We start from the raw sequence: 23,851 nt of genomic DNA, 5'->3' as shown, positions 1-23,851 counted from the left end.
TTCGCACCAAGGCCCACGACGCCCGAATGCGCCCGCAGTTCGCCTTTACCTGCTCACTTCCCCTCGAGCCGATCGTTCATCCCGTCGCCCTCCCCGCCGAATCCGACTTGACCGCTTAAGCTTCTGGTCAGCGAGCGCAGGAATTTTCCACCGCAGAACAACTTTTCATAAAGACGCGACGAGGTTTATCTCCCATGGCACTGACACGCGAACAGCAAATTGCAGCCCTCGAAAAAGACTGGGCTGAAAACCCGCGCTGGAAAGGCGTGACACGCACTTACTCCGCTGCTGACGTCGTCCGCCTGCGTGGCTCGGTTCAACCTGAGCACACCTTTGCAAAAATGGGCGCCGAGAAGCTGTGGAACCTGGTGACCCAGGGTGCCAAGCCAGCCTTCCGTCCTGAGAAAGATTTCGTCAACTGCATGGGCGCCCTGACCGGCGGCCAGGCTGTACAACAAGTCAAGGCCGGCATCCAGGCGATCTACCTGTCTGGCTGGCAAGTGGCTGCGGACAACAACTCCGCCGAATCGATGTACCCAGACCAGTCGCTGTACCCGGTGGACTCGGTTCCAACCGTGGTCAAGCGCATCAACAACTCGTTCCGTCGTGCCGACCAGATCCAGTGGAAAGCCGGCAAGAACCCGGGCGACGACGGTTACATCGACTACTTCGCGCCAATCGTGGCTGACGCCGAAGCCGGTTTCGGCGGCGTACTGAACGCTTACGAGCTGATGAAGAGCATGATCGAAGCAGGCGCCGCCGGCGTTCACTTCGAAGACCAACTGGCTTCCGTAAAAAAATGCGGCCACATGGGCGGCAAGGTACTGGTTCCTACCCAGGAAGCCGTACAGAAGCTGACCGCTGCCCGTCTGGCTGCTGACGTTGCCGGTACTCCGACCATCATCCTGGCCCGTACCGACGCTAACGCCGCTGACCTGCTGACGTCCGACTGCGACCCGTACGACCAGCCATTCGTGACTGGCGAACGTACCCAGGAAGGTTTCTACAAAGTGCGCGCCGGCCTGGATCAAGCCATCGCCCGTGGCCTGGCCTACGCTCCGTACGCCGACCTGATCTGGTGCGAAACCGCCAAGCCGGATCTGGACGAGGCTCGTCGCTTCGCTGAAGCGATCAAGAAGGAATACCCGGACCAACTGCTGTCGTACAACTGCTCGCCTTCCTTCAACTGGAAGAAAAACCTGGACGACGCGACCATCGCCAAGTTCCAGCGCGAACTGTCCGCCATGGGTTACAAGCACCAGTTCATCACCCTGGCCGGCATTCACAACATGTGGCACAGCATGTTCAACCTGGCGCACGACTACGCCCGCAACGACATGACTGCCTACGTGAAGCTGCAAGAGCAGGAATTCGCTGACGCATCCAAGGGTTACACCTTCGTGGCGCACCAGCAGGAAGTGGGCACCGGCTACTTCGACGACATGACCACCGTGATCCAGGGTGGCTCGTCCTCGGTAACCGCACTGACCGGTTCGACTGAAGAAGAACAGTTCCACTGATCTGCTTCGCCTGAGACATCAGCCGCTGCGGACCGAATAGAAAGCTAACCGCAGCGCTGCACCTCTGACGCCCCGACTGGTTCGGGGCGTTTTTTTGCCTGCGATTCAATGAGCGCCCCTCTGTAGGAGCGAGCCTGCTCGCGATGAACCTGAGGACGCCGCTGGGTTTCAGGCCCCCAGCGTCATCGTTGACCACCATCGCGAGCAGGCTCGCTCCTACAGGGGATGGTGGTGACCTGGAAAAACATTGATCCAGAGCGCTACGACCGTCAGAAAAATCCGCTAAAACGCTCTCCGCCGCTACTTGCTGTAACGCCCATATAAGACAACTTCCGGAGTATCCGAAGGATAAGCAGTTTAAAAACCAAGCCAAACAATATTGATTATCATTTAGCACCAACTATGTTCGTTACATTCCCTACAAAACATAATTGACGAAATGCCGGCTAATGCCCAAGGCGCAAGGCCTGCGGGGCTTTTGAAGCGCGCTATGTCCTTATTCCTATAAATAATTTCGCTATAGGAATTTTACTTGCCGGGTGTTTAGCCATAAAATCAGCGGGATTGATTGCTGCGACATATCGTCACTGCTTTTGTTTCTTTTCAAGCTCAGAGACCTTTGCTCTCTGTTAAGGATTACCAGCATGCCCGAAGCGACAGGACTCATGGCCCACAACTGGGGCTTTGCCATTTTCCTTCTAGGCGTCGTCGGCCTCTGTGCCTTCATGCTGGGCGTCTCCAGCCTCCTTGGGTCAAAAGCCTGGGGCCGCAGCAAAAACGAACCGTTCGAGTCCGGCATGCTACCTACAGGTGGCGCCCGCTTGCGGCTCTCAGCCAAATTCTATCTGGTCGCGATGTTGTTCGTGATCTTCGATATCGAAGCCCTCTTTCTCTTTGCATGGTCTGTGTCCGTCCGCGAAAGCGGCTGGACCGGATTCGTCGAAGCTCTCGTTTTCATAGCAATTCTGTTGGCAGGCCTTGTCTACCTATTCCGAGTGGGCGCCCTTGACTGGGCTCCGGAAGCTCGGCGCAAGCGGCAAGCGAAGCTGAAACAATGAGGCTTTGGCAATGCAATACAATCTCACCAGGATCGACCCCGATGCTCCTAACGAGCAGTATCCGATTGGCCAGCGGGAAACCGTTTCCGATCCGTTAGAAGATCAAGTCCACAAAAACATTTTCATGGGCAAGCTCGAAGACGTGCTTAACGGCACGATCAACTGGGGGCGCAAGAACTCCCTGTGGCCGTATAACTTCGGTCTTTCGTGCTGCTACGTGGAAATGACCACCGCCTTCACGGCGCCCCACGACATCGCGCGCTTTGGCGCCGAGGTTATCCGGGCATCGCCGCGTCAGGCGGATTTCATGGTTATCGCCGGTACCTGCTTCATCAAGATGGCGCCGATCATTCAGCGTCTCTACGAGCAAATGCTCGAGCCTAAATGGGTCATCTCCATGGGTTCGTGCGCCAACTCCGGTGGCATGTACGACATCTACTCCGTCGTTCAAGGGGTGGACAAGTTCCTGCCCGTGGACGTCTACGTGCCTGGCTGCCCGCCCCGCCCTGAGGCTTTCCTGCAAGGCTTGATGCTGTTGCAGGAGTCGATTGGACAGGAGCGTCGCCCGCTTTCCTGGGTCGTTGGTGATCAAGGCGTCTATCGCGCCGAGATGCCTTCCGAGAAGGAAAAGCGCCGCGAACAGCGAATCGCAGTCACCAACCTGCGCAGCCCCGACGAAGTCTGATCCAGATCTGCTTCTTAAATAGAACGAGAACCTGGCTTCATTCTTTACGTTGACCGAAAGCGATAAATAACCATGACTACAGGCAGTGCTCTGTACATCCCGCCTTACAAGGCAGACGACCAGGATGTGGTCGTCGAACTGAACAACCGTTTTGGCCCGGAGGCGTTCACCGCCCAGCCGACCCGCACCGGCATGCCGGTGCTTTGGGTTGCCCGCGCCAAACTCGTCGAAGTCCTGACCTTCCTGCGTAACCTGCCCAAGCCGTACGTCATGCTCTATGACCTGCACGGCGTGGACGAGCGTCTGCGCACCAAGCGTCAAGGGCTGCCGAACGGCGTCGACTTCTCCGTGTTCTATCACTTGATGTCGATCGAACGTAATAGTGACGTAATGATCAAGGTTGCCTTGTCCGAGGGCGACCTCAGCTTGCCGACCGTCACCAGCATCTGGCCGAACGCCAACTGGTACGAGCGTGAAGTCTGGGACATGTTCGGCATCGACTTCAAAGGTCACCCTCACCTGTCGCGCATCATGATGCCGCCGACCTGGGAAGGTCACCCGCTGCGCAAGGACTTTCCGGCCCGTGCCACCGAGTTCGACCCGTTCACCCTGAACCTGGCCAAGCAACAGCTCGAGGAAGAGTCCGCGCGCTTCAAGCCGGAAGACTGGGGCATGAAGCGTTCCGGCCCGAACGAGGACTACATGTTCCTCAACCTCGGCCCGAACCACCCGTCCGCGCACGGTGCGTTCCGCATCATCCTGCAGCTGGACGGTGAAGAGATCGTAGACTGCGTACCGGACGTCGGTTACCACCACCGTGGTGCCGAGAAGATGGCCGAGCGTCAGTCCTGGCACAGCTTCATCCCGTACACCGACCGTATCGACTACCTCGGCGGCGTGATGAACAACCTGCCCTACGTGCTCTCGGTCGAGAAGCTGGCCGGCATCAAGGTGCCGGAGAAGGTCGACGTCATCCGCATCATGATGGCCGAGTTCTTCCGGATCACCAGCCACCTGCTGTTCCTGGGTACTTACATCCAGGACGTCGGCGCCATGACCCCGGTGTTCTTCACCTTCACCGACCGCCAGCGCGCGTACACGGTGATCGAAGCCATTACCGGTTTCCGTCTGCACCCGGCCTGGTACCGCATCGGTGGCGTCGCCCACGACCTGCCGCGGGGTTGGGAAAAACTGGTCAAGGATTTCGTCGAGTGGATGCCCAAGCGTCTGGACGAATACCAGAAAGCCGCACTGGACAACAGCATCCTGCGTGGCCGGACCATCGGCGTCGCCGACTACAACACCAAAGAGGCCCTGGAATGGGGCGTCACCGGTGCCGGCCTGCGTTCGACCGGTTGCGATTTCGACTTGCGTAAAGCACGCCCGTACTCGGGCTACGAGAACTTCGAATTCGAAGTGCCGCTGGCCGCCAACGGCGATGCCTACGACCGCTGCATCGTGCGTGTCGAGGAGATGCGCCAGAGCATCAGGATCATCGACCAGTGCCTGCGCAACATGCCGGAAGGCCCGTACAAGGCGGATCACCCGCTGACCACGCCGCCGCCGAAAGAGCGCACCCTGCAGCACATCGAAACCTTGATCACGCACTTCCTGCAGGTTTCGTGGGGCCCGGTCATGCCGGCCAACGAATCCTTCCAGATGATCGAAGCGACCAAGGGCATCAACAGTTATTACCTGACGAGCGATGGCGGCACCATGAGCTACCGCACCCGGATTCGTACCCCAAGCTTCCCGCACTTGCAGCAGATCCCTTCGGTGATCAAAGGCAGCATGGTCGCGGACTTGATTGCGTACCTGGGTAGTATCGATTTCGTTATGGCCGACGTGGACCGCTAAGCATGAACAGCACGCTTATCCAGACAGACCGTTTCACCTTGAGTGAAACCGAGCGCTCGGCCATCGAGCACGAGCTGCATCACTACGAAGACCCGCGCGCGGCGTCGATCGAAGCCTTGAAGATCGTCCAGAAGGAACGTGGCTGGGTGCCGGACGGCGCCCTGTACGCCATCGGCGAGATCCTCGGCATCCCGGCCAGCGACGTTGAAGGCGTGGCGACGTTCTACAGCCAGATCTTCCGTCAGCCAGTGGGCCGTCACATCATCCGCGTCTGCGACAGCATGGTCTGCTACATCGGCGGCCACGAGTCCGTGGTCAGCGAAATCCAGAGCAAGCTCGGCATCGGCCTGGGTCAGACCACCGCCGACGGTCGTTTCACCCTGCTGCCGGTCTGCTGCCTCGGCAACTGCGACAAGGCGCCGGCGTTGATGATCGACGACGACACTTTCGGTGATGTGCAGCCTGCAGGCGTTGCCAAATTGCTCGAGGGCTACGTATGACCCTGACTTCCTTCGGTCCGGCCAACCGCATCAAGCGTTCGGCCGAGACTCACCCGCTCACCTGGCGCCTGCGTGATGACGGCGAAGCCGTATGGCTCGACGAGTACCAGGCCAAGAACGGTTACGCCGCTGCGCGCAAGGCCTTCGCCGACATGGCCCAGGACGACATCGTCCAGACCGTGAAAGACTCCGGCCTCAAAGGCCGCGGCGGTGCAGGCTTCCCCACTGGCGTGAAGTGGGGCCTGATGCCAAAGGACGAATCCATCAACATCCGCTACCTGCTGTGCAACGCGGATGAAATGGAGCCCAACACCTGGAAAGACCGCATGCTGATGGAGCAACTGCCCCATCTGCTGATCGAAGGCATGCTGATCAGTGCCCGCGCACTGAAAACCTACCGTGGCTACATCTTCCTGCGTGGCGAATACACCACCGCCGCCAAGCACTTGAACCGTGCCGTGGAAGAAGCCAAGGCAGCCGGCCTGCTGGGCAAGAACATCCTGGGTTCGGGTTTTGATTTCGAGCTGTTCGTTCACACCGGCGCCGGGCGTTATATCTGCGGTGAAGAAACCGCACTGATCAACTCCCTCGAAGGCCGTCGCGCCAACCCGCGCTCCAAGCCGCCCTTCCCTGCCGCCGTTGGCGTGTGGGGCAAGCCGACTTGCGTGAATAACGTCGAAACCCTGTGCAACGTGCCGGCGATCATTGCCGACGGCGTGGACTGGTACAAATCGTTGGCTCGCGAAGGCAGCGAAGACATGGGCACCAAGCTCATGGGCTTCTCCGGCAAGGTCAAGAACCCGGGCCTGTGGGAACTGCCGTTCGGCGTCACCGGTCGCGAGCTGTTCGAAGACTACGCCGGCGGCATGCGCGACGGTTACAAGCTCAAGGCCTGGCAGCCTGGCGGCGCCGGTACCGGTTTCCTGTTGCCGGAACACCTGGACGCACAAATGTACGCCGGCGGCATCGCCAAAGTGGGCACCCGCATGGGTACCGGCCTGGCCATGGCGGTGGACGACAGCGTCAACATGGTGTCCCTGCTGCGCAACATGGAGCAGTTCTTCGCCCGCGAATCCTGCGGCTTCTGCACCCCTTGCCGCGATGGCTTGCCATGGAGCGTCAAGCTCCTGATGGCCATCGAGAACGGTGAAGGCCAGCCAGGCGACATCGAGACCCTGCTGGGTCTGGTCGGTTTCCTCGGCCCAGGCAAGACCTTCTGTGCTCACGCACCGGGCGCCGTGGAACCGTTGGGCAGCGCAATCAAATACTTCCGCCATGAGTTCGAAGCCGGTATCGCACCAGTCAGCGCCGCCGTCCCGCCTCTGGCAAGGCCGATCGTAGTCGGCGCGTAAACGCTTAAAAAAGCGAAGGGTCCGTGCCCTTCGCTTTTCGTGTGATGACGCCTTTAACGGCTGTGTTGATTCACACGGATAACAAGATTCCATTAGCCACGCCCGCTGACACCGGGCCAACGAAGAACTTTGAACCATGGCCACTATCCACGTAGACGGCAAAGCGCTCGAAGTCGATGGGGCAGACAACCTGTTACAGGCATGTCTGTCTCTGGGCCTCGATATTCCGTATTTCTGCTGGCACCCTGCCCTCGGCAGCGTTGGCGCTTGCCGCCAGTGCGCGGTCAAGCAATACACCGACGAGAACGACACCCGTGGTCGTATCGTGATGTCCTGCATGACCCCTGCCACCGACAACACCTGGATCTCCATCGAAGATGAAGAATCCAAGGCCTTCCGCGCCAGTGTTGTCGAATGGCTGATGACCAACCACCCTCACGACTGCCCGGTCTGTGAAGAAGGCGGTCACTGCCACCTGCAAGACATGACGGTAATGACCGGCCACAACGAGCGCCGTTACCGCTTCACCAAGCGTACCCACCAGAACCAGCAACTGGGCCCGTTCATTTCCCACGAAATGAACCGCTGCATCGCTTGCTACCGCTGCGTGCGCTTCTATAAGGACTACGCCGGCGGCACCGATCTCGGTGTGTTTGGCGCCCACGACAACGTGTACTTCGGTCGCGTTGAAGACGGCACCCTGGAAAGCGAGTTCTCCGGCAACCTCACCGAGGTCTGCCCGACCGGTGTGTTCACCGACAAGACTCACTCCGAGCGCTACAACCGCAAGTGGGACATGCAGTTCTCGCCGAGCATCTGCCATGGCTGCTCCAGCGGTTGCAACATCTCCCCGGGCGAGCGTTACGGCGAACTGCGTCGTATCGAAAACCGTTTCAACGGTTCGGTGAACCAGTACTTCCTGTGCGACCGTGGCCGTTTCGGCTATGGCTACGTCAACCGCGAAGACCGCCCACGCCAGCCGCAGTTGGCGGGCGGCACCAAGCTGAGCCTCGACGAAGCGCTGGATAAAGCCGCGGACCTGCTGCGCGGTCGCAACATCGTCGGTATCGGTTCGCCCCGCGCCAGCCTCGAAAGCAACTACGCGTTGCGCGAACTGGTCGGTGCCGAGCACTTCTACTCCGGTATCGAAGCTGCCGAGCTGGAGCGTATCCGTCTGGTCCTGCAAGTGCTCAAAGACAGCCCGCTGCCAGTACCGAACATGCGCGACATCGAAGACCACGACGCCGTGTTCGTCCTCGGTGAAGACCTGACCCAGACTGCTGCGCGCATGGCGCTGTCCCTGCGTCAATCGGTCAAGGGCAAGGCCGAAGACATGGCCGACGCCATGCGTGTCCAGCCTTGGCTCGACGCCGCGGTGAAAAACATCGGCCAGCACGCGCTGAACCCGCTGTTCATCGCCAGCCTGGCTGAAACCAAGCTCGACGACATCGCTGAAGAATGCGTTCACGCTGCTCCAGACGACCTGGCCCGCATCGGTTTCGCCGTGGCTCACGCCCTCGACGCCAGCGCTCCAGCCGTTGAAGGCCTGGATGCTGAAGCACTCGAACTGGCCAAGCGCATTGCCGACGCCCTGCTCGCTGCCAAGCGTCCATTGATCATTGCCGGTACCTCGTTGGGTTCCAAGGCGTTGATCGAAGCTGCTGCGAACATCGCCAAAGCGTTGAAGCTGCGCGAGAAGAACGGTTCCATCAGCCTGATCGTGCCAGAGGCCAACAGCCTCGGCCTGGCCATGCTCGGTGGCGAATCGGTCGACGCCGCGCTGCAAGCCGTGATCGATGGCCGTGCCGACGCCATCGTCGTGCTCGAAAACGATCTGTATACCCGTACCGACAAGGCCAAGGTCGATGCCGCCCTGACCGCCGCCAAAGTGCTGATCGTCGCCGACCATCAGAAGACTGCCACCAGCGATCGCGCGCACCTGGTTCTGCCAGCCGCCAGCTTCGCTGAAGGCGACGGCACCCTGGTCAGCCAGGAAGGCCGCGCCCAGCGCTTCTTCCAGGTCTTCGATCCGAAGTACATGGACGCGAGCATCCTGGTTCACGAAGGCTGGCGCTGGCTGCATGCCCTGCGCGCGACCCTGCTGAACCAGCCGATCGACTGGACCCAACTGGACCACGCCACCGCCGCCGTCGCTTCCAGCACTTCGATCCTGAATCGCATCGTCGATGCCGCACCGTCCGCCGCGTTCCGCATCAAGGGCATGAAACTGGCCCGCGAACCGCTGCGTTACTCCGGTCGTACCGCCATGCGCGCTGACATCAACGTGCACGAACCGCGTGCCCCGCAAGACAACGACACCGCGTTCAACTTCTCGATGGAAGGTTACTCGGGCTCGGTCGAACCGCGTCAGCAAGTGCCATTCGCCTGGTCTCCGGGTTGGAACTCGCCGCAGGCCTGGAACAAGTTCCAGGACGAAGTCGGTGGTCACATCCGCGCTGGCGACCCGGGCACCCGCCTGATCGAAAGCAGCGGTGACTCGCTGAACTGGTTCGCCAGTGTTCCGCGCGCGTTCAACCCGGCACAAGGCACCTGGCAAGTCGTGCCGTTCTTCCACCTGTTCGGCAGCGAAGAGAACTCTTCGAAAGCCGCGCCGGTTCAGGAACGCATCCCGGCCGCCTACGTGTCGCTGGCCAAGTCCGAAGCCGACCGCCTGGGTGTCAATGACGGCGCGATGCTGAGCTTGAATGTCGCTGGCCAGACCCTGCGTCTGCCGCTGCGCATCAACGAAGAGCTGGGCGCCGGTCTGGTGGCACTGCCTGCGGGCATCGCCGGCATTCCGCCAGCGATCTTTGGCAAATCCGTTGACGGTCTGCAGGAGGCAGCTCAATGACCTGGTTCACTCCTGAAGTGATCGACATCATCATCACGGTCCTCAAGGCCGTGGTGATTCTGCTCGCCGTGGTGGTTTGCGGTGCCCTGCTGAGCTGGGTCGAGCGTCGTCTGCTCGCCCTCTGGCAGGACCGTTACGGTCCGAACCGCGTCGGTCCGTTCGGCGCGTTCCAGATCGCCGCCGACATGATCAAGATGTTCTTCAAGGAAGACTGGACGCCTCCATTCGCCGACAAGATGATCTTCACCCTGGCACCGGTAGTCGCCATGAGCGCCCTGCTGATTGCCTTCGCGATCATCCCGATCACCCCGACCTGGGGCGTGGCGGACATCAACATCGGTATCCTGTTCTTCTTCGCCATGGCTGGCCTGTCGGTCTACGCGGTGCTGTTCGCCGGCTGGTCGAGCAACAACAAGTTCGCCCTGCTGGGCAGCTTGCGCGCCTCGGCGCAGACCGTGTCGTACGAAGTGTTCATGGGCCTGTCGCTGATGGGCATCGTGATCCAGGTCGGCTCGTTCAACATGCGCGACATCGTTGAATATCAAGCGCAGAACCTGTGGTTCATCATTCCGCAGATCTTCGGCTTCCTGACCTTCTTCATCGCTGGCGTGGCCGTGACTCACCGTCACCCGTTCGACCAGCCGGAAGCGGAACAGGAACTGGCAGACGGTTACCACATTGAATACGCCGGCATGAAATGGGGCATGTTCTTCGTCGGCGAGTACATCGGCATCGTGCTGATCTCGGCGCTGCTGGTGACCTTGTTCTTCGGTGGCTGGCACGGTCCGTTCGGCATCCTGCCGCAGATCCCGTTCATCTGGTTCGCACTGAAAACCGCGTTCTTCATCATGATGTTCATCCTGTTGCGCGCTTCGATTCCGCGCCCACGGTATGACCAGGTGATGGATTTCAGCTGGAAGTTCTGCCTGCCGCTGACCCTCGTCAACATGCTGGTGACCGCTGCGATCGTGTTGCTCAACACGCCCGCCGTCGCGGCTCAGTGAGGATAGAGAATCATGAAGTACATATTTGACATCGTGCATGGCTTCTTCACACAGCTTCGCAGCCTGGTGATGATTTTCGGCCACGCCTTCCGCAAGCGCGACACGCTGCAGTACCCGGAAGAACCGGTCTACCTGCCGCCGCGCTACCGTGGTCGTATCGTCCTGACCCGCGACCCCGACGGCGAAGAGCGTTGTGTAGCCTGTAACCTGTGCGCCGTGGCGTGCCCGGTCGGTTGCATCTCGCTGCAGAAAGCTGAAACCGAAGACGGTCGCTGGTACCCGGACTTCTTCCGCATCAACTTCTCGCGCTGCATTTTTTGCGGCCTCTGCGAGGAAGCCTGCCCGACCACCGCGATCCAGCTGACACCGGATTTCGAAATGGCCGAGTTCAAACGTCAGGACCTGGTTTACGAGAAAGAAGATCTGCTGATCTCCGGCCCCGGCAAAAACCCTGATTACAACTTCTATCGTGTTGCAGGTATGGCGATTGCCGGGAAGCCGAAAGGCTCCGCGCAGAACGAAGCCCAGCCGATCAACGTGAAGAGCTTGCTGCCTTAAGGAAGAAAGATGGAATTCGCTTTCTATTTCGCATCGGGTATCGCTGTGGTGTCCACGCTTCGCGTGATCACCAACACCAACCCTGTGCACGCCCTGCTCTACCTGATCATTTCGCTGATTGCCGTGGCGATGACCTTCTTCGCCCTCGGCGCGCCGTTCGCCGGCGTCCTGGAAGTGATCGCCTACGCTGGCGCCATCATGGTGCTGTTCGTGTTTGTGGTGATGATGCTGAACCTTGGCCCGGCCTCGGTTCAGCAAGAGCGCGTCTGGCTCAAGCCCGGTATCTGGGGCGGCCCGGTCCTTCTCGCCGCGCTGCTGCTGGTGGAACTGCTGTACGTGCTGTTCTCCCACCAGACCGGTGAAGCCATTGGCCACACCACCGTAGACGCCAAGGCCGTGGGCATCAGCCTGTTCGGTCCGTACCTGCTGGTGGTCGAACTCGCCTCGATGCTGCTGCTCGCCGCAGCCGTCACGGCGTTCCACTTGGGCCGCAACGAAGCCAAGGAGCAATGACGATGCCTGCTATCCCCATGGAGCATGGTCTGGCGGTCGCCGGCATCCTGTTCTGCCTCGGTCTGGTCGGCCTGATGGTCCGCCGCAACATCCTTTTCGTGCTGATGAGCCTGGAGGTCATGATGAATGCCTCCGCGTTGGCGTTCATCGTTGCCGGTAGCCGCTGGGCACAGCCGGATGGACAGATCATGTTCATCCTGGTGATCAGCCTGGCAGCCGCCGAGGCCAGTATCGGCCTGGCGATCCTGCTGCAACTGTATCGCCGCTTCCACACGCTCGATATCGACGCTGCCAGTGAGATGCGCGGATGAATCTTCTCTATCTGACTTTCCTGTTCCCTCTCATCGGTTTCCTGCTGCTGGCGTTTTCTCGCGGCCGTCTCTCGGAAAACCTTTCGGCGCTGATCGGCGTCGGTTCCGTCGGCTTGTCCGCCATCGTCGCGGCTTACGTGATCTGGCAATTCAATGTCGCACCACCTGAAGGCGGTCACTACACCCAGGTGTTGTGGCAGTGGATGGCGGTGGAAGGCTTCACGCCGAACTTCGCCCTGTACCTGGACGGCCTGTCGCTGACCATGCTCGGTGTGGTGGTCGGCGTGGGTTTCCTGATCCACCTGTTCGCGTCCTGGTACATGCGCGGTGAAGCCGGTTACTCGCGCTTCTTCGCCTACACCAACCTGTTTATCGCCAGCATGCTGTTCCTGGTGCTGGGCGATAACCTGTTGTTCCTGTACTTCGGCTGGGAAGGCGTGGGCCTGTGCTCCTACCTGTTGATCGGTTTCTACTACAGCAACCGCAACAACGGTAACGCCGCACTCAAAGCCTTTATCGTGACCCGTATCGGTGACGTGTTCATGGCCATCGGCCTGTTCATTCTGTTTGCCCAACTGGGCACGCTGAACGTTCAGGAACTGCTGGTGCTGGCTCCGCAGAAATTCCAGTCCGGCGACTTCTGGATGGTCATGGCCACCCTGATGCTGCTCGGTGGTGCTGTCGGTAAATCCGCGCAACTGCCGCTGCAAACCTGGCTGGCGGATGCGATGGCCGGTCCTACCCCGGTTTCGGCACTGATCCACGCCGCAACCATGGTGACCGCCGGTGTCTACCTGATCGCCCGTACCCACGGCCTGTTCACCCTGGCGCCGGAAATCCTGCACCTGGTGGGCATCGTCGGCGGTGTGACCCTGGTCCTGGCTGGCTTCGCAGCCCTGGTCCAGACCGACATCAAGCGTATCCTCGCCTACTCGACCATGAGCCAGATCGGCTACATGTTCCTGGCCCTGGGCGTCGGTGCCTGGGATGGCGCGATCTTCCACCTGATGACCCACGCCTTCTTCAAGGCCCTGCTGTTCCTTGCGTCCGGTTCGGTGATCGTTGCCTGCCACCACGAGCAGAACATCTTCAAGATGGGCGGTCTGTGGAAAAAGCTGCCACTGGCCTACGCCAGTTTCATCGTCGGCGGCGCGGCCCTGGCGGCCCTGCCACTGGTAACCGCAGGCTTCTACTCCAAGGACGAAATCCTCTGGGAAGCGTTCGCCAGCGGCAACAACGGTCTGCTCTACGCAGGTCTGGTCGGCGCATTCATGACTTCGTTGTACACCTTCCGCCTGATCTTCATCGCGTTCCACGGTGAAGCGAAGACCGAAGCCCACGCCGGTCACGGCATCGCTCACTGGTTGCCACTGTCGGTGCTGATCGTACTGTCGACCTTCGTCGGCGCGATGATCGTTCCACCGCTGCACGGCGTACTGCCGCAAAGCGTCGGCCATGCCGGCGGCGAAGCCAAGCACAGCCTGGAAATCGCCTCGGGCGCCATTGCCCTGGCCGGTATCCTGCTGGCCGCATTGCTGTTCCTCGGCAAGCGTCGCTTCGTCACCGCCATCGCCAACAGCGGCATCGGCCGTATCCTCTCGGCCTGGTGGTTCGCTGCCTGGGGCTTCGACTGGATCTACGACAAACTGTTCGTCAAGCCGTACCTGGCGATCATCCACATCCTGCGCAAAGACCCGCTGGACCAGACCATCGGTCTGATCCCGCGAATGGCCAAAGGCGGTCACACCGCCCTGAGCCGTACCGAGACCGGTCAACTGCGTTGGTATGCCGCCTCGATGGCTGCTGGTGCCGTGCTGGTTATCGGCGCCGTCGTGCTGGTAGCGGTCTGATATGAACCTTGCGAACTTGCGAAAGGAATTGAGCCCGTCATGATTCTGCCTTGGCTAATCCTGATCCCCTTCATCGGCGGCCTGCTGTGCTGGATGGGTGAGCGTTTCGGCGCCACCCTCCCCCGCTGGATTGCGCTGATCACCATGTCCCTGTTGCTCTCCCTCGGCCTCTGGCTGTGGGCCAACGGTGATTATTCATTTGCCCCGGCGCCTGGCGCCGACCCGACCTGGGCGCTTGAGTTCAAGCACGTCTGGATCCAGCGCTTCGGCATCAACGTGCACCTGGCCCTCGACGGCCTGTCGCTGTTGATGATCATGCTGACCGGTCTGCTGGGTGTCCTCTCGGTACTCTGCTCGTGGAAAGAGATCCAGCGTCACGTGGGCTTCTTCCACCTGAACCTGATGTGGATCCTGGGCGGTGTCGTCGGCGTGTTCCTCGCCCTCGACCTGTTCATGTTCTTCTTCTTCTGGGAAATGATGCTGGTGCCGATGTACTTCCTCATCGCGCTCTGGGGTCATAGTTCTTCGGACGGCAAGAAAACCCGGATCTACGCGGCGACCAAGTTCTTCATCTTCACTCAGGCTTCCGGCCTGATCATGCTGGTGGCGATCCTGGGTCTGGTACTGGTCAACTTCAACGACACCGGCGTGATTACCTTCAACTACGCCGACCTGTTGAAAACCAAGATGTCGACGACCACCGAGTACATCCTGATGCTCGGCTTCTTCATCGCCTTCGCGGTGAAGCTGCCAGTCGTGCCGTTCCACTCCTGGTTGCCTGACGCTCACGCCCAGGCGCCGACTGCAGGTTCCGTCGACCTCGCCGGTATCTTGCTGAAAACCGCGGCCTACGGTCTGCTGCGTTTCGCCCTGCCGCTGTTCCCGAATGCTTCGGCCGAGTTCGCGCCGTTTGCAATGGCCCTGGGTCTGATCGGGATTTTCTACGGTGCGTTCCTGGCGTTCGCGCAAACCGACATCAAGCGTCTGATTGCCTTCTCGTCCGTTTCCCACATGGGCTTCGTTCTGATCGGCATCTACTCCGGCAGCCAACTGGCGCTGCAGGGCGCGGTGATGCAGATGCTCGCCCACGGTCTGTCGGCGGCGGCACTCTTTATCCTGAGTGGCCAGTTGTACGAACGCACCCACACCCGCGACATGCGTGAAATGGGTGGCCTGTGGTCGAAGATCGCCTACCTGCCAGCTCTCAGCCTGTTCTTCGCCGCTGCGTCGCTGGGCTTGCCGGGTACCGGCAACTTCGTCGGTGAGTTCCTGATCCTGATCGGCACCTTCCCGATCGCTCCATGGGTCACCATCATCGCGACGTCCGGCCTGGTGTTCGGTTCGGTCTACTCGCTGATCATGATCCATCGTGCCTACTTCGGCCCGGCCAAATCGGACGCGGTACTGCATGGCATGGATGGTCGCGAACTGATCATGGTGGCCGGTCTGGCAGCGCTGCTGATTTACATCGGCGTCTATCCACAACCGTTCCTCGATACCTCTGCCGCTACGATGCATGGCGTGCAGCAGTGGCTCGGCACCGCCTTCACTCAACTCGCTTCGGCCCGGTAAGAGCGCTATGGAATTCACGACTCAACACTTTATCGCGCTAGCGCCGCTGTTGATTACCAGCGCCACGATCATCGTGGTGATGCTGGCAATTGCCTGGCGCCGCAACCACTCCCAGACCTTCCTGCTGTCGGTGGCGGGTCTGAACCTGGCGTTGCTGTCGATCCTGCCAGCCTTGAAGGTCGCGCCACTGGCTGTGACCCCACTGCTGCAAATCGATAGCTTCGCTTGCTTGTACATGGCGCTGATCCTGGTCGCCACCCTCGCTTGTGTCACCCTCGCCCACGCCTACCTCGGCGATGGCGGCACGGGTTACCCGGGCAACCGTGAAGAACTGTACCTGCTGATCCTGATGTCCGCCGCCGGTGGCCTGGTGCTGGTCAGCGCACAGCACCTGGCCGGGTTGTTCGTCGGTCTGGAACTGCTGTCGGTGCCGGTTTATGGTCTGGTGGCCTATGCCTTCTTCAACAAGCGTTCGCTGGAAGCCGGTATCAAGTACATGGTGCTGTCGGCTGCCGGCTCCGCGTTCCTGTTGTTCGGCATGGCACTGCTGTACGCAGACTCGGGTTCCCTGAGCTTCGTCGGCATCGGTCAGGCGCTGGCGGCTACCGGTCTGCCAAGCTCGCTGGCACAACTGGGCCTGGGCATGATGCTGATCGGCCTGGCGTTCAAGCTGTCGCTGGTACCCTTCCACCTCTGGACTCCGGACGTTTACGAAGGGGCCCCGGCGCCGGTTGCCGCGTTCCTGGCGACCGCTGCCAAAGTGGCGGTGTTCGCGGTCATGGTGCGCCTGTTCCAGATCTCCCCTGCTGCAAGCAGCGGCGTCCTGAGCAACGTGCTGACCATCATCGCCATCGCGTCGATCCTGTTCGGTAACCTGCTGGCCCTGACCCAGAGCAACCTCAAGCGTCTGCTGGGTTACTCGTCCATCGCCCACTTCGGCTACCTGCTGATCGCCCTGGTGGCGAGCAAGGGCCTGGCCGTGGAAGCCATCGGCGTGTACCTGGTCACCTACGTGATCACCAGCCTCGGTGCTTTCGGTGTGATCACCCTGATGTCCTCGCCATACAAAGGCCGTGACGCAGACGCCCTGTACGAATACCGTGGCCTGTTCTGGCGCCGTCCGTACCTGACCGCTGTGCTGACCGTGATGATGCTGTCCCTGGCCGGTATCCCGCTGACCGCGGGCTTCATCGGCAAGTTCTACATCATCGCCACCGGCGTCGAGTCCCATCAGTGGTGGCTGGTCGGTTCGCTGGTACTGGGCAGTGCCATCGGCGTGTTCTACTACCTGCGAGTGATGGTCACCCTGTACCTGATCGAGCCAAACCTGCGCCGCGTCGACGCTCAATTGCACTGGGAACAGAAGGCAGGCGGCGTGATGCTGCTGGCCATCGCGGTACTGGCTTTCTTCCTCGGCCTGTACCCACAACCGCTGCTGAACCTGGTTCAACAGTCGGGCCTGGCGGGTTGATCGCTTAAGCGTTCTCGGTAACAAACAAAAACAGCACCTTCGGGTGCCGTTTTTGCGTTTGTAGGATATGTTACCGGCGCGCTCCCCTCCTCCGACAATCCCCGAAAGCTCATGCGGGATTACCCGCCTCGTCCTACATCCAGCATTGAGCACTTGGTTCTATCTTGAATGACTTCTAGATTGATAAACCAATGCGAGAACTAACAATAAAACGTGAGATTTTTTCCGAAATCGTAGAGGGTTTCGATGCCTTTGCTGCCGAACGCAAAGGTAATGTCGGGCAGCGAATCGGAACGATGAAAGGCAAATTGGTGCTTCCAGAAGATTTTGACGCGCCACTACCAGTTGAAATGCTTGATGTTTTTGAAGGCACTCACGAATGAGGCTTCTACTCGACACGCGTAATTTACTCTGGACACTCAGTGATGATCCGCAGCTTTCGGGTAAAGCCAGAAAGCTCATTGAGAACGCTGCCGACATTTATGTCAGCGCAGCGGATGGCCTGTTCGCGAGCCTGCTCCGGGGGCGATCCGGGGGCACTGGCCAAACAAATCGGCACCTCCGAGTGGCGTTTTTGCGTTTGGTTTTTTTAAGATCGATGCCCACCCTATTGCCGGAGAATATCTGTATGTCCCATCAGAAATCGCCGACAGCAAGAACCAAGCATTGCAAGCAGCTATTGATTCAGGTTTCCGAAGGGATGCTTCCCATGTGAACGTCAGTTCTTGTCACATATATTCAATCTTTATTCGGCGTTTGCATCACGTCCCCTAAAGACTGAGTCAGAAAGTCCTCGCATTCATAGTGAATTGAGGCCGGCGACGGATAAAAACCCAAACAAACAAAAATGTTATTGCATAATTCTTACATTTTGCCGTTCGACAACACCTGAGTACCGAGTTTAATTTATCGCCCAGATCAACTACAAGAAACGGGCCACAATGAAAAACGCACTCGTGATTCGACACTTAAACTTTGAAGATCTTGGCACACTTGAACAGCCGTTGATTCAACGCAACTATAATATTCATATTATTGATGCCTCTTCGGAAGAGCTGCGGGCAGTTGATCCCATAACGCCTGATCTGATGGTGATATTGGGAGGGCCGATCGGTGCTTATGATGAAAAAAAATACCCATTCATAGAAAATGAAATTGCACTTATCAACGCACGTTTGCAAAGCAACAAGAAAACGTTGGGAATCTGTCTTGGTGCCCAGCTGATAGCGAGGGTGTTGGGAGCCTCCGTTTATCCAATGGGGCACTTGGAGATTGGCTTCAGCCCTTTACAGTTGAGTAATGACGCCCCCCCTTCCTGCCTTGATCTATTGAACGACGATGTCGCCGTATTGCATTGGCACGGAGATCAATTCGACATCCCCAAAGGGGCTCATCACTTGGCGAGCAGTAAACTCTGTGCCAATCAGGCGTTTAGTGTCGGCAAAAACATACTGGGTCTGCAGTTCCACCTGGAAATTGATCCTGACCGCTTTGAACAATGGCTGATCGGTCACGCAGCCGAATTGAACATGGCCTCAATTGACCCTCGCGACTTGCGTCGACAGGTAGCTTTACACGGTAAGTCATTGAAAACCGTTGCCCCGAAAATCATTTCAAACTGGCTCGACCTGCCACTCTAACAAAGCTCATCGGGCCGACTATTTAGAACAAAAGGTAACTATCATGAACACTCACGACATTCAAACTTACTCGGTTGCACAGATGCTCGAAAAACTTTCGGTGCTTTGGAGCACCCGAGCCGCAGTCAATAACAAACAACCTACTTATTCCGAGCTAGCCTTCGATCCCGGCAAAAACGACTTTTGCGAGAGCTTGCTTCCCTTCAGAAATCACCCTGCCTGGATCGAAGCCTCTCCCGAAATGAAATCAACATGCCTTTCCTATGCATGGATCATCTACAACCTGAAAACCATTTATATCGAATGCGACATCGTCACGCCAGCCTGCGAAGACATCATCAAAACGCCACCCAGCGCAACCAGGAATCGAGCATTGCTTCAGGAGTCCATCTCCGAAGCACTGCTTGACGAAGCACTGCACACCAAGATATCGGTCACCGCATGCAACTACATTTATCACCACAGAGATCTTGCACACCTGAATTTCACCGACTTCAACCTGATCAAATGGAAGAATTGGGTGCTATCGTCCTGTTCTGCCGAATGGGAGCGCAGACTCACTCGCTTCGGTATCGCCTGCGCCAGTGAAACGCTGATTACGGACTATCTTAAAACGCTGGCCGAAGACAGTTCCGTTCAAAGCATTTGCCATCAAGTCACCAAGACCCATGCGATGGATGAATGGAGTCATTCCAGTGTATTCAGTTATGTAGCGGCAGATCTGATATCGACGCTATCTCAACATGAAAAAACGCATTTAAAGGCCATTATTAAAAAAACCGTATCAATGTTTGCAAACAATGAAATGGGGGCGTGGGAAATGGCTTTTTCTCATGCTCGCCTGCCTCGCTATGCGGACATCATCCACGACACGGCGACACTTGGCGAAGTCAACGTTTACACCGAATCGGTCGACAAATTACTGAGCAGAATAGGTCTCGAAGAAACCCACTGATATCAGCTGGCACTTCTTGAACAACTCATTAAAAAACGTACTTATCTCTTTACCATGAAGGGGACGACCATGGAGCGGCTTACGTTCTTGAGTTGCGAGAAAATCTCAGATGCAGCAACCAACACGAAGACTTACCTGCTGCGATTGCCCCAATGCATTGAACCCAATGAATTAAAGCCGGGACGATATATTGCGATCAATCACCCAGACCGCTCTGGCACGGCACAACAACGTAATTACTCGATCACGGCGGTGCGAGATATCAATCAAATTGAAATCACGGTCAAGCGCACCGGCAACAATGGAGTATCGGACACTTTGTATTCGAACGTCGGCTGCGGATCACTCCTTTGTTTTTCCAACGTTGGTGGCAACATCACTTCGGACAGTATTATCGCCTACCGGCATGTCTTGATGCTGGCAGGCGGTATCGGCATCACATTGCCGATCGCGCTGATCCGTAGCCTTGTCGAGCTTGAAAGCAAAGATAAACCCATTCCCAGAGTAACGCTGCTGGTTAGTTCACCTACGATTGCGAGCATACCTTTCCTCGCGGAACTCCTCGCCTTAGCGTTTCGATCGAACTGGTTCAACGTTCGTTTTTTTATTACTCGAGAATCAATCGATACACACTCTCACCACTTTACCGGAGGACGGCTGGTTAAACTTTCCTTACCGGATTCAGTTCCCGTCGACGCGGCAGTCATTTGCGGCAGCCATGGCTTTTCCGTCGCCCAGCAGGTATTGGTCAAGGAGCTGAACAACAACATCCCCTGTTACATCGAAGCGTTCAGCAGCATGGAACAATCAGGACCGGCAGCCGAACACAGCCCGCTGACCACTGTCTGTGCTCGATCAAATCAGCAGGACCACCATTTCCAGGTCAGTAGTGGACAAACGCTGCTTGATGCGTTGGAAGCCAACCAGGTACCCATCCGCAGTCAGTGTCGCTCAGGCATCTGTGGCAGTTGCAGGATCAAGGTTATTTCCGGGGCATGCAAAAGAGCGCCTGACTTCTCGCTCAGCACTACGGAACTGGAGGCGGGTTTCGCATTAGCTTGTTGCACATATGCCGAGGGTGGCGAGCTCTCAATTGAGATCTGACCGGCTTGCACGAACCGAGGGTGGCGCGGTGATCTGAACTATCGACATCGTTTCAACGACGTTTTCGCTGCGATGCGGCGACCCAACAAGCCAACTTGCCGGCGAATGCGGTGACACAAGCAACTATAAAAAACGGCACCTCCCGGTGCCGTTCGCCTTTCACAACTCCAGTGCTTTACTTGCGCGCCGCCTCCCACGATTTCAGCAGTTCGGCGTAGCTCACGGTTTCACCCTTAGGCTTTTCGTTCGCCAGTTTCGGCTTCGGTGCGCCCGGTTGGTCGAACCAGTATTGCGCATCGCGTTCGGGGTTCATTTTCGGGGCGCAGGTGGCTTGTGCCTTCGAGCGTTCCAGACGGGTCATGATTGCGTCCTGATCCTTGGCCAGGCCATCCAGCGCCTCTTGCGGGGTTTTCTCGCCGCTGGCGGCTTCGGCGATGTGGCTCCACCACAACTGCGCGAGGCGAGGATAATCAGGCACGTTGGTCCCGGTCGGGGTCCATTGCACGCGGGCCGGGCTGCGGTAGAACTCCACCAGGCCACCGAGTTTCGGCGCCAGGTCGGTCATGGCCTGGGAGTTGATGTCCGATTCGCGGATCGGGGTCAGGCCGACGATGGTTTTCTTCAGCGAAACGGTTTTCGAGGTCACGAACTGCGCGTACAGCCAGGCCGCCAGTTTTTGTTTCTCAGGCGTGGACTTCATGAATGTCCAGGAGCCGGCGTCCTGATAACCGAGCTTCATGCCCTCTTCCCAATATGGACCTTTCGGCGAAGGCGCCATGCGCCATTTCGGCGTGCCGTCGGCGTTCATCACCGGAAGGCCAGGCTTGGTCATGTCGGCGGTAAATGCGGTGTACCAGAAGATCTGCTGGGCAATGTTGCCCTGGGATGGCACGGGACCTGATTCGGAGAAAGTCATGCCCGCCGCTTCCGGTGGCGCGTACTTCTTCATCCAGTCAACGTACTTGGTGGTCGCATACACTGCTGCCGGGCCGTTGGTGTCGCCACCGCGGGTCACGCTGGAGCCGACCGGATGACAATCCTCGACGCGGATCCCCCACTCGTCCACCGGCAAGCCGTTAGGTATGCCTTTATCGCCAGCGCCTGCCATGGAGAACCAGGCATCGGTGAAACGCCAACCCAGCGACGGGTCTTTCTTGCCGTAATCCATGTGCCCGTAAACGCGCTTGCCGTCGATTTCCTTGACGTCTTCGCTGAAGAATTTGGCGATGTCTTCATAGGCCGACCAGTTCACCGGTACGCCCAACTCGTAGCCGTACTTTTCCTTGAACTTGGCCTTCAGGTCCGCACGCTCGAACCAGTCGGCGCGGAACCAGTACAGGTTGGCGAACTGCTGGTCGGGCAATTGATAGATCTTGCCGTCCGGCGCGGTGGTGAAGGAGATGCCGATGAAGTCCTTGATGTCTAGGGTCGGCGAGGTGAAGTTCTTGCCCTCGTTGGCCATCAGGTCGGTGATCGATTCGGTCTTGCCGTAACGGAAGTGTGTACCGATCAGGTCCGAGTCGTTGACCCAGCCGTCATAGATGTTCTTGTCCGACTGCATCTGGGTCTGCAGCTTTTCCACCACGTCGCCTTCCTGCAGCAGGTCGTGGGTCAGCTTGATCCCGGTGATCTCGGTGAAGGCCTTGGCCAGCACCTTGGACTCATACTCGTGGGTGGCGATGGTTTCCGACACCACTTTGATGCTCATCCCGCGAAACGGCTCCGCCGCCTTGATGAACCACTTCAGCTCTTCGAGTTGTTGATCGGCCGTCAGGGTGGACGGCTTGAATTCACTGCCGATCCATTTCTTCGCCGCGTCTTCATAGGCATCGGCCCAGGCAGATGCGCTCAAACCGCTGAGTGCCAGCATGGCTGCCAATGAAATGCTATGTCGCAGCTTATTGTTTTTGTCGAACATAGAGACCTCCTTATTGAGTTTCGGAGCAACATTGCCGAGCGATTCGACTAGCCCCAACGCATCACAGCCAACAGCCACACCAGGGACATCGCGAAGGCGACCCAGATGCTCCAGTCGGTGACGCCGATTACCAGCAGATGCAGGTAGGCGCTGCCGAGAAGACCGATAAACAACCGATCGCCACGGGTGGTTGCAATCGGCAGAAAACCTCGCCTGAGCACGCTCGGCGAACGCAATTCCCAGGTGGTCATGCCCACCAGGATCAAGGCAATGACACCGAAGAACGCCGCCGTGGGGACGGTCCAACTCATCCATTCCATCATCAGTTCCTCATACCCGACCCAGGGCAAAGCCCTTGGCCACGTGGTTGCGAACAAACCAGATCACCAGCATGCCCGGCAGGATGGTCAACACCCCCGCCGCCGCCAGCACGCCCCAGTCGATACCGGATGCCGAGACCGTGCGGGTCATCACCGCTGCGATCGGTTTGGCGTTCACCGAAGTGAGGGTTCGCGCCAGCAGCAGTTCGACCCAGGAAAACATGAAGCAGAAGAACGCCGTGACGCCGATGCCGGAGCCGATCAGCGGGATGAAAATCTTCACGAAGAACTTGGGGAAACTGTAGCCGTCGATGTAGGCGGTTTCGTCGATCTCCTTGGGCACGCCGGACATGAAGCCTTCGAGAATCCACACCGCCAGCGGCACGTTGAACAGGCAATGGGCCAGGGCCACGGCGATGTGGGTATCGAACAGCCCGATCGAGGAATACAGCTGGAAGAACGGCAACAGGAACACCGCCGGTGGCGCCATGCGGTTGGTCAGCAGCCAGAAGAACAGGTGCTTGTCACCGAGGAAGCGGTAGCGCGAGAACGCATAGGCTGCCGGCAAGGCCACGGTCAGGGAAATGATCGTGTTCAGGCTCACGTAGTACGCCGAGTTGATGTAGCCGGTGTACCAGCTTGGATCGGTGAAGATCACCTTGTAGTTCGCCAGGGTGAAATCCTGCGGAAACAACGTCAGGCCACCGAGGATTTCGCTGTTGCTCTTGAAGGACATGTTCAGCAGCCAGTAGATCGGCACCAGCAGGAACAGGATGTAGATCAGCAGTGGAATCAGCTTTCTCTTGCTCATG

21 protein-coding genes and 1 pseudogene are annotated in these 23,851 nt (G+C 58.5%); 19 read left to right on the top strand and 3 right to left on the bottom strand.

Annotation, left to right across the window (positions count from 1 at the left end; genetic code table 11):
- Positions 1-194 precede the first annotated feature (194 nt).
- The 19 genes and pseudogenes from aceA (at position 195) to KW840_RS15970 (ending at position 20,801) form a co-directional block, all read left to right on the top strand.
- On the top strand, positions 195-1,520 hold the full coding sequence (gene aceA, locus KW840_RS16055) for an isocitrate lyase (RefSeq protein WP_034146910.1): 1,326 nt from the start codon (positions 195-197) through the stop codon (positions 1,518-1,520).
- Positions 1,521-2,164: 644 nt separating this feature from the next.
- On the top strand, positions 2,165-2,578 hold the full coding sequence (locus KW840_RS16050) for an NADH-quinone oxidoreductase subunit A (protein WP_003223812.1): 414 nt from the start codon (positions 2,165-2,167) through the stop codon (positions 2,576-2,578).
- A 10-nt stretch (positions 2,579-2,588) separates the two neighbouring features.
- The gene (locus KW840_RS16045; RefSeq protein ID WP_046037844.1) at positions 2,589-3,263 is read left to right on the top strand and encodes an NADH-quinone oxidoreductase subunit B family protein; all 675 of its coding nucleotides are present in this window, start codon (positions 2,589-2,591) and stop codon (positions 3,261-3,263) included.
- Between the two features lie 72 nt (positions 3,264-3,335).
- A complete protein-coding gene (gene nuoC, locus KW840_RS16040) occupies positions 3,336-5,120 on the top strand; it encodes an NADH-quinone oxidoreductase subunit C/D (RefSeq protein WP_057714159.1) in 1,785 nt (594 codons plus the stop codon).
- 2 nt (positions 5,121-5,122) lie between these two features.
- Positions 5,123-5,620 carry an NADH-quinone oxidoreductase subunit NuoE gene (gene nuoE / locus KW840_RS16035; protein WP_008020715.1) on the top strand — a complete coding sequence of 166 codons (498 nt, stop codon included), beginning with the start codon at positions 5,123-5,125 and terminating at the stop codon, positions 5,618-5,620.
- Complete coding sequence (gene nuoF, locus KW840_RS16030) at positions 5,617-6,972, top strand: NADH-quinone oxidoreductase subunit NuoF (protein WP_057714158.1); 1,356 nt, start codon at positions 5,617-5,619, stop codon at positions 6,970-6,972. Before nuoE ends, nuoF begins: the two co-directional genes overlap by 4 nt.
- A gap of 136 nt (positions 6,973-7,108) precedes the next feature.
- Entirely contained in the window at positions 7,109-9,823 is a 2,715-nt protein-coding gene (gene nuoG, locus KW840_RS16025; RefSeq protein WP_218496202.1) for an NADH-quinone oxidoreductase subunit NuoG, read from the top strand.
- Positions 9,820-10,827 carry an NADH-quinone oxidoreductase subunit NuoH gene (gene nuoH, locus KW840_RS16020; protein WP_090456620.1) on the top strand — a complete coding sequence of 336 codons (1,008 nt, stop codon included), beginning with the start codon at positions 9,820-9,822 and terminating at the stop codon, positions 10,825-10,827. Before nuoG ends, nuoH begins: the two co-directional genes overlap by 4 nt.
- A 12-nt stretch (positions 10,828-10,839) precedes the next feature.
- Complete coding sequence (nuoI, locus tag KW840_RS16015) at positions 10,840-11,385, top strand: NADH-quinone oxidoreductase subunit NuoI (protein WP_191622226.1); 546 nt, start codon at positions 10,840-10,842, stop codon at positions 11,383-11,385.
- A 9-nt stretch (positions 11,386-11,394) separates the two neighbouring features.
- Positions 11,395-11,898: an NADH-quinone oxidoreductase subunit J gene (gene nuoJ, locus KW840_RS16010; protein WP_053161453.1), complete on the top strand. Its 504-nt coding sequence runs from the start codon at positions 11,395-11,397 to the stop codon at positions 11,896-11,898.
- A gap of 2 nt (positions 11,899-11,900) precedes the next feature.
- Positions 11,901-12,209 (top strand): NADH-quinone oxidoreductase subunit NuoK, encoded by a 309-nt coding sequence (gene nuoK / locus KW840_RS16005; protein WP_007946416.1) that lies wholly within the window; start codon positions 11,901-11,903, stop codon positions 12,207-12,209.
- Positions 12,206-14,059 (top strand): NADH-quinone oxidoreductase subunit L, encoded by a 1,854-nt coding sequence (nuoL, locus tag KW840_RS16000; RefSeq protein ID WP_218496200.1) that lies wholly within the window; start codon positions 12,206-12,208, stop codon positions 14,057-14,059. The genes nuoK and nuoL overlap by 4 nt, the downstream gene beginning before the upstream one ends.
- A 39-nt stretch (positions 14,060-14,098) precedes the next feature.
- Positions 14,099-15,631 (top strand): NADH-quinone oxidoreductase subunit M, encoded by a 1,533-nt coding sequence (nuoM, locus tag KW840_RS15995; protein WP_090456623.1) that lies wholly within the window; start codon positions 14,099-14,101, stop codon positions 15,629-15,631.
- Positions 15,632-15,638: 7 nt separating this feature from the next.
- Positions 15,639-17,102: an NADH-quinone oxidoreductase subunit NuoN gene (gene nuoN / locus KW840_RS15990; protein ID WP_090456625.1), complete on the top strand. Its 1,464-nt coding sequence runs from the start codon at positions 15,639-15,641 to the stop codon at positions 17,100-17,102.
- Positions 17,103-17,293: 191 nt separating this feature from the next.
- Entirely contained in the window at positions 17,294-17,485 is a 192-nt protein-coding gene (locus tag KW840_RS15985; protein WP_218496526.1) for a hypothetical protein, read from the top strand.
- Positions 17,482-17,598, top strand: a pseudogene (locus KW840_RS28515) (PIN domain nuclease); the annotation flags it as partial. The gene KW840_RS15985 and the pseudogene KW840_RS28515, both read left to right, overlap by 4 nt.
- Positions 17,599-18,043: 445 nt before the next feature.
- Positions 18,044-18,742, top strand: coding sequence for a glutamine amidotransferase (locus KW840_RS15980; RefSeq protein ID WP_218496199.1), 699 nt, complete (start codon positions 18,044-18,046; stop codon positions 18,740-18,742).
- Positions 18,743-18,785: 43 nt separating this feature from the next.
- Entirely contained in the window at positions 18,786-19,697 is a 912-nt protein-coding gene (locus KW840_RS15975; RefSeq protein WP_256353376.1) for a diiron oxygenase, read from the top strand.
- A gap of 69 nt (positions 19,698-19,766) precedes the next feature.
- Positions 19,767-20,801, top strand: coding sequence for a 2Fe-2S iron-sulfur cluster-binding protein (locus KW840_RS15970; protein ID WP_218496196.1), 1,035 nt, complete (start codon positions 19,767-19,769; stop codon positions 20,799-20,801).
- A 175-nt stretch (positions 20,802-20,976) separates the two neighbouring features.
- Here the strand turns inward: KW840_RS15970 and KW840_RS15965 are convergent, their stop codons facing one another.
- From KW840_RS15965 to KW840_RS15955, 3 genes are read right to left on the bottom strand one after another with little or no spacing between them, the layout of a single operon-like run.
- Positions 20,977-22,719, bottom strand: coding sequence for an ABC transporter substrate-binding protein (locus tag KW840_RS15965; protein ID WP_150755568.1), 1,743 nt, complete (start codon positions 22,717-22,719; stop codon positions 20,977-20,979).
- A gap of 47 nt (positions 22,720-22,766) precedes the next feature.
- Positions 22,767-23,039, bottom strand: coding sequence for a DUF2160 domain-containing protein (locus KW840_RS15960; protein WP_057716585.1), 273 nt, complete (start codon positions 23,037-23,039; stop codon positions 22,767-22,769).
- A 10-nt stretch (positions 23,040-23,049) separates the two neighbouring features.
- Positions 23,050-23,850: a carbohydrate ABC transporter permease gene (locus tag KW840_RS15955; RefSeq protein WP_008046506.1), complete on the bottom strand. Its 801-nt coding sequence runs from the start codon at positions 23,848-23,850 to the stop codon at positions 23,050-23,052.
- Position 23,851: the final 1 nt, after the last annotated feature.

The sequence above is a fragment of the Pseudomonas sp. PDM30 genome (genome assembly GCF_019218985.1).
Taxonomy (GTDB): Bacteria; Pseudomonadota; Gammaproteobacteria; order Pseudomonadales; family Pseudomonadaceae; genus Aquipseudomonas; species Aquipseudomonas jessenii.
Note: the sequence above shows the minus strand (reverse complement) of the source record. Positions and strands in the feature narration are given on the sequence as shown.

What these genes read in the sequence shown, in the direction of transcription:
- nuoH (WP_090456620.1), top strand. Translation starts at nt 9,820, where the DNA reads ATGACCTGGTTCACTCCTGAAGTGATCGACATCATCATCACGGTCCTC.
- KW840_RS15960 (WP_057716585.1), bottom strand. Translation starts at nt 23,039, where the DNA reads ATGGAATGGATGAGTTGGACCGTCCCCACGGCGGCGTTCTTCGGTGTC.
- KW840_RS15975 (WP_256353376.1), top strand. Translation starts at nt 18,786, where the DNA reads ATGAACACTCACGACATTCAAACTTACTCGGTTGCACAGATGCTCGAA.
- KW840_RS15965 (WP_150755568.1), bottom strand. Translation starts at nt 22,719, where the DNA reads ATGTTCGACAAAAACAATAAGCTGCGACATAGCATTTCATTGGCAGCC.
- nuoG (WP_218496202.1), top strand. Translation starts at nt 7,109, where the DNA reads ATGGCCACTATCCACGTAGACGGCAAAGCGCTCGAAGTCGATGGGGCA.
- nuoF (WP_057714158.1), top strand. Translation starts at nt 5,617, where the DNA reads ATGACCCTGACTTCCTTCGGTCCGGCCAACCGCATCAAGCGTTCGGCC.
- KW840_RS15970 (WP_218496196.1), top strand. Translation starts at nt 19,767, where the DNA reads ATGGAGCGGCTTACGTTCTTGAGTTGCGAGAAAATCTCAGATGCAGCA.
- nuoC (WP_057714159.1), top strand. Translation starts at nt 3,336, where the DNA reads ATGACTACAGGCAGTGCTCTGTACATCCCGCCTTACAAGGCAGACGAC.
- nuoK (WP_007946416.1), top strand. Translation starts at nt 11,901, where the DNA reads ATGCCTGCTATCCCCATGGAGCATGGTCTGGCGGTCGCCGGCATCCTG.
- nuoM (WP_090456623.1), top strand. Translation starts at nt 14,099, where the DNA reads ATGATTCTGCCTTGGCTAATCCTGATCCCCTTCATCGGCGGCCTGCTG.
- nuoN (WP_090456625.1), top strand. Translation starts at nt 15,639, where the DNA reads ATGGAATTCACGACTCAACACTTTATCGCGCTAGCGCCGCTGTTGATT.
- nuoE (WP_008020715.1), top strand. Translation starts at nt 5,123, where the DNA reads ATGAACAGCACGCTTATCCAGACAGACCGTTTCACCTTGAGTGAAACC.
- KW840_RS15955 (WP_008046506.1), bottom strand. Translation starts at nt 23,850, where the DNA reads ATGAGCAAGAGAAAGCTGATTCCACTGCTGATCTACATCCTGTTCCTG.
- nuoI (WP_191622226.1), top strand. Translation starts at nt 10,840, where the DNA reads ATGAAGTACATATTTGACATCGTGCATGGCTTCTTCACACAGCTTCGC.
- KW840_RS16050 (WP_003223812.1), top strand. Translation starts at nt 2,165, where the DNA reads ATGCCCGAAGCGACAGGACTCATGGCCCACAACTGGGGCTTTGCCATT.
- nuoL (WP_218496200.1), top strand. Translation starts at nt 12,206, where the DNA reads ATGAATCTTCTCTATCTGACTTTCCTGTTCCCTCTCATCGGTTTCCTG.
- KW840_RS16045 (WP_046037844.1), top strand. Translation starts at nt 2,589, where the DNA reads ATGCAATACAATCTCACCAGGATCGACCCCGATGCTCCTAACGAGCAG.
- KW840_RS15985 (WP_218496526.1), top strand. Translation starts at nt 17,294, where the DNA reads ATGCGAGAACTAACAATAAAACGTGAGATTTTTTCCGAAATCGTAGAG.
- aceA (WP_034146910.1), top strand. Translation starts at nt 195, where the DNA reads ATGGCACTGACACGCGAACAGCAAATTGCAGCCCTCGAAAAAGACTGG.
- nuoJ (WP_053161453.1), top strand. Translation starts at nt 11,395, where the DNA reads ATGGAATTCGCTTTCTATTTCGCATCGGGTATCGCTGTGGTGTCCACG.
- KW840_RS15980 (WP_218496199.1), top strand. Translation starts at nt 18,044, where the DNA reads ATGAAAAACGCACTCGTGATTCGACACTTAAACTTTGAAGATCTTGGC.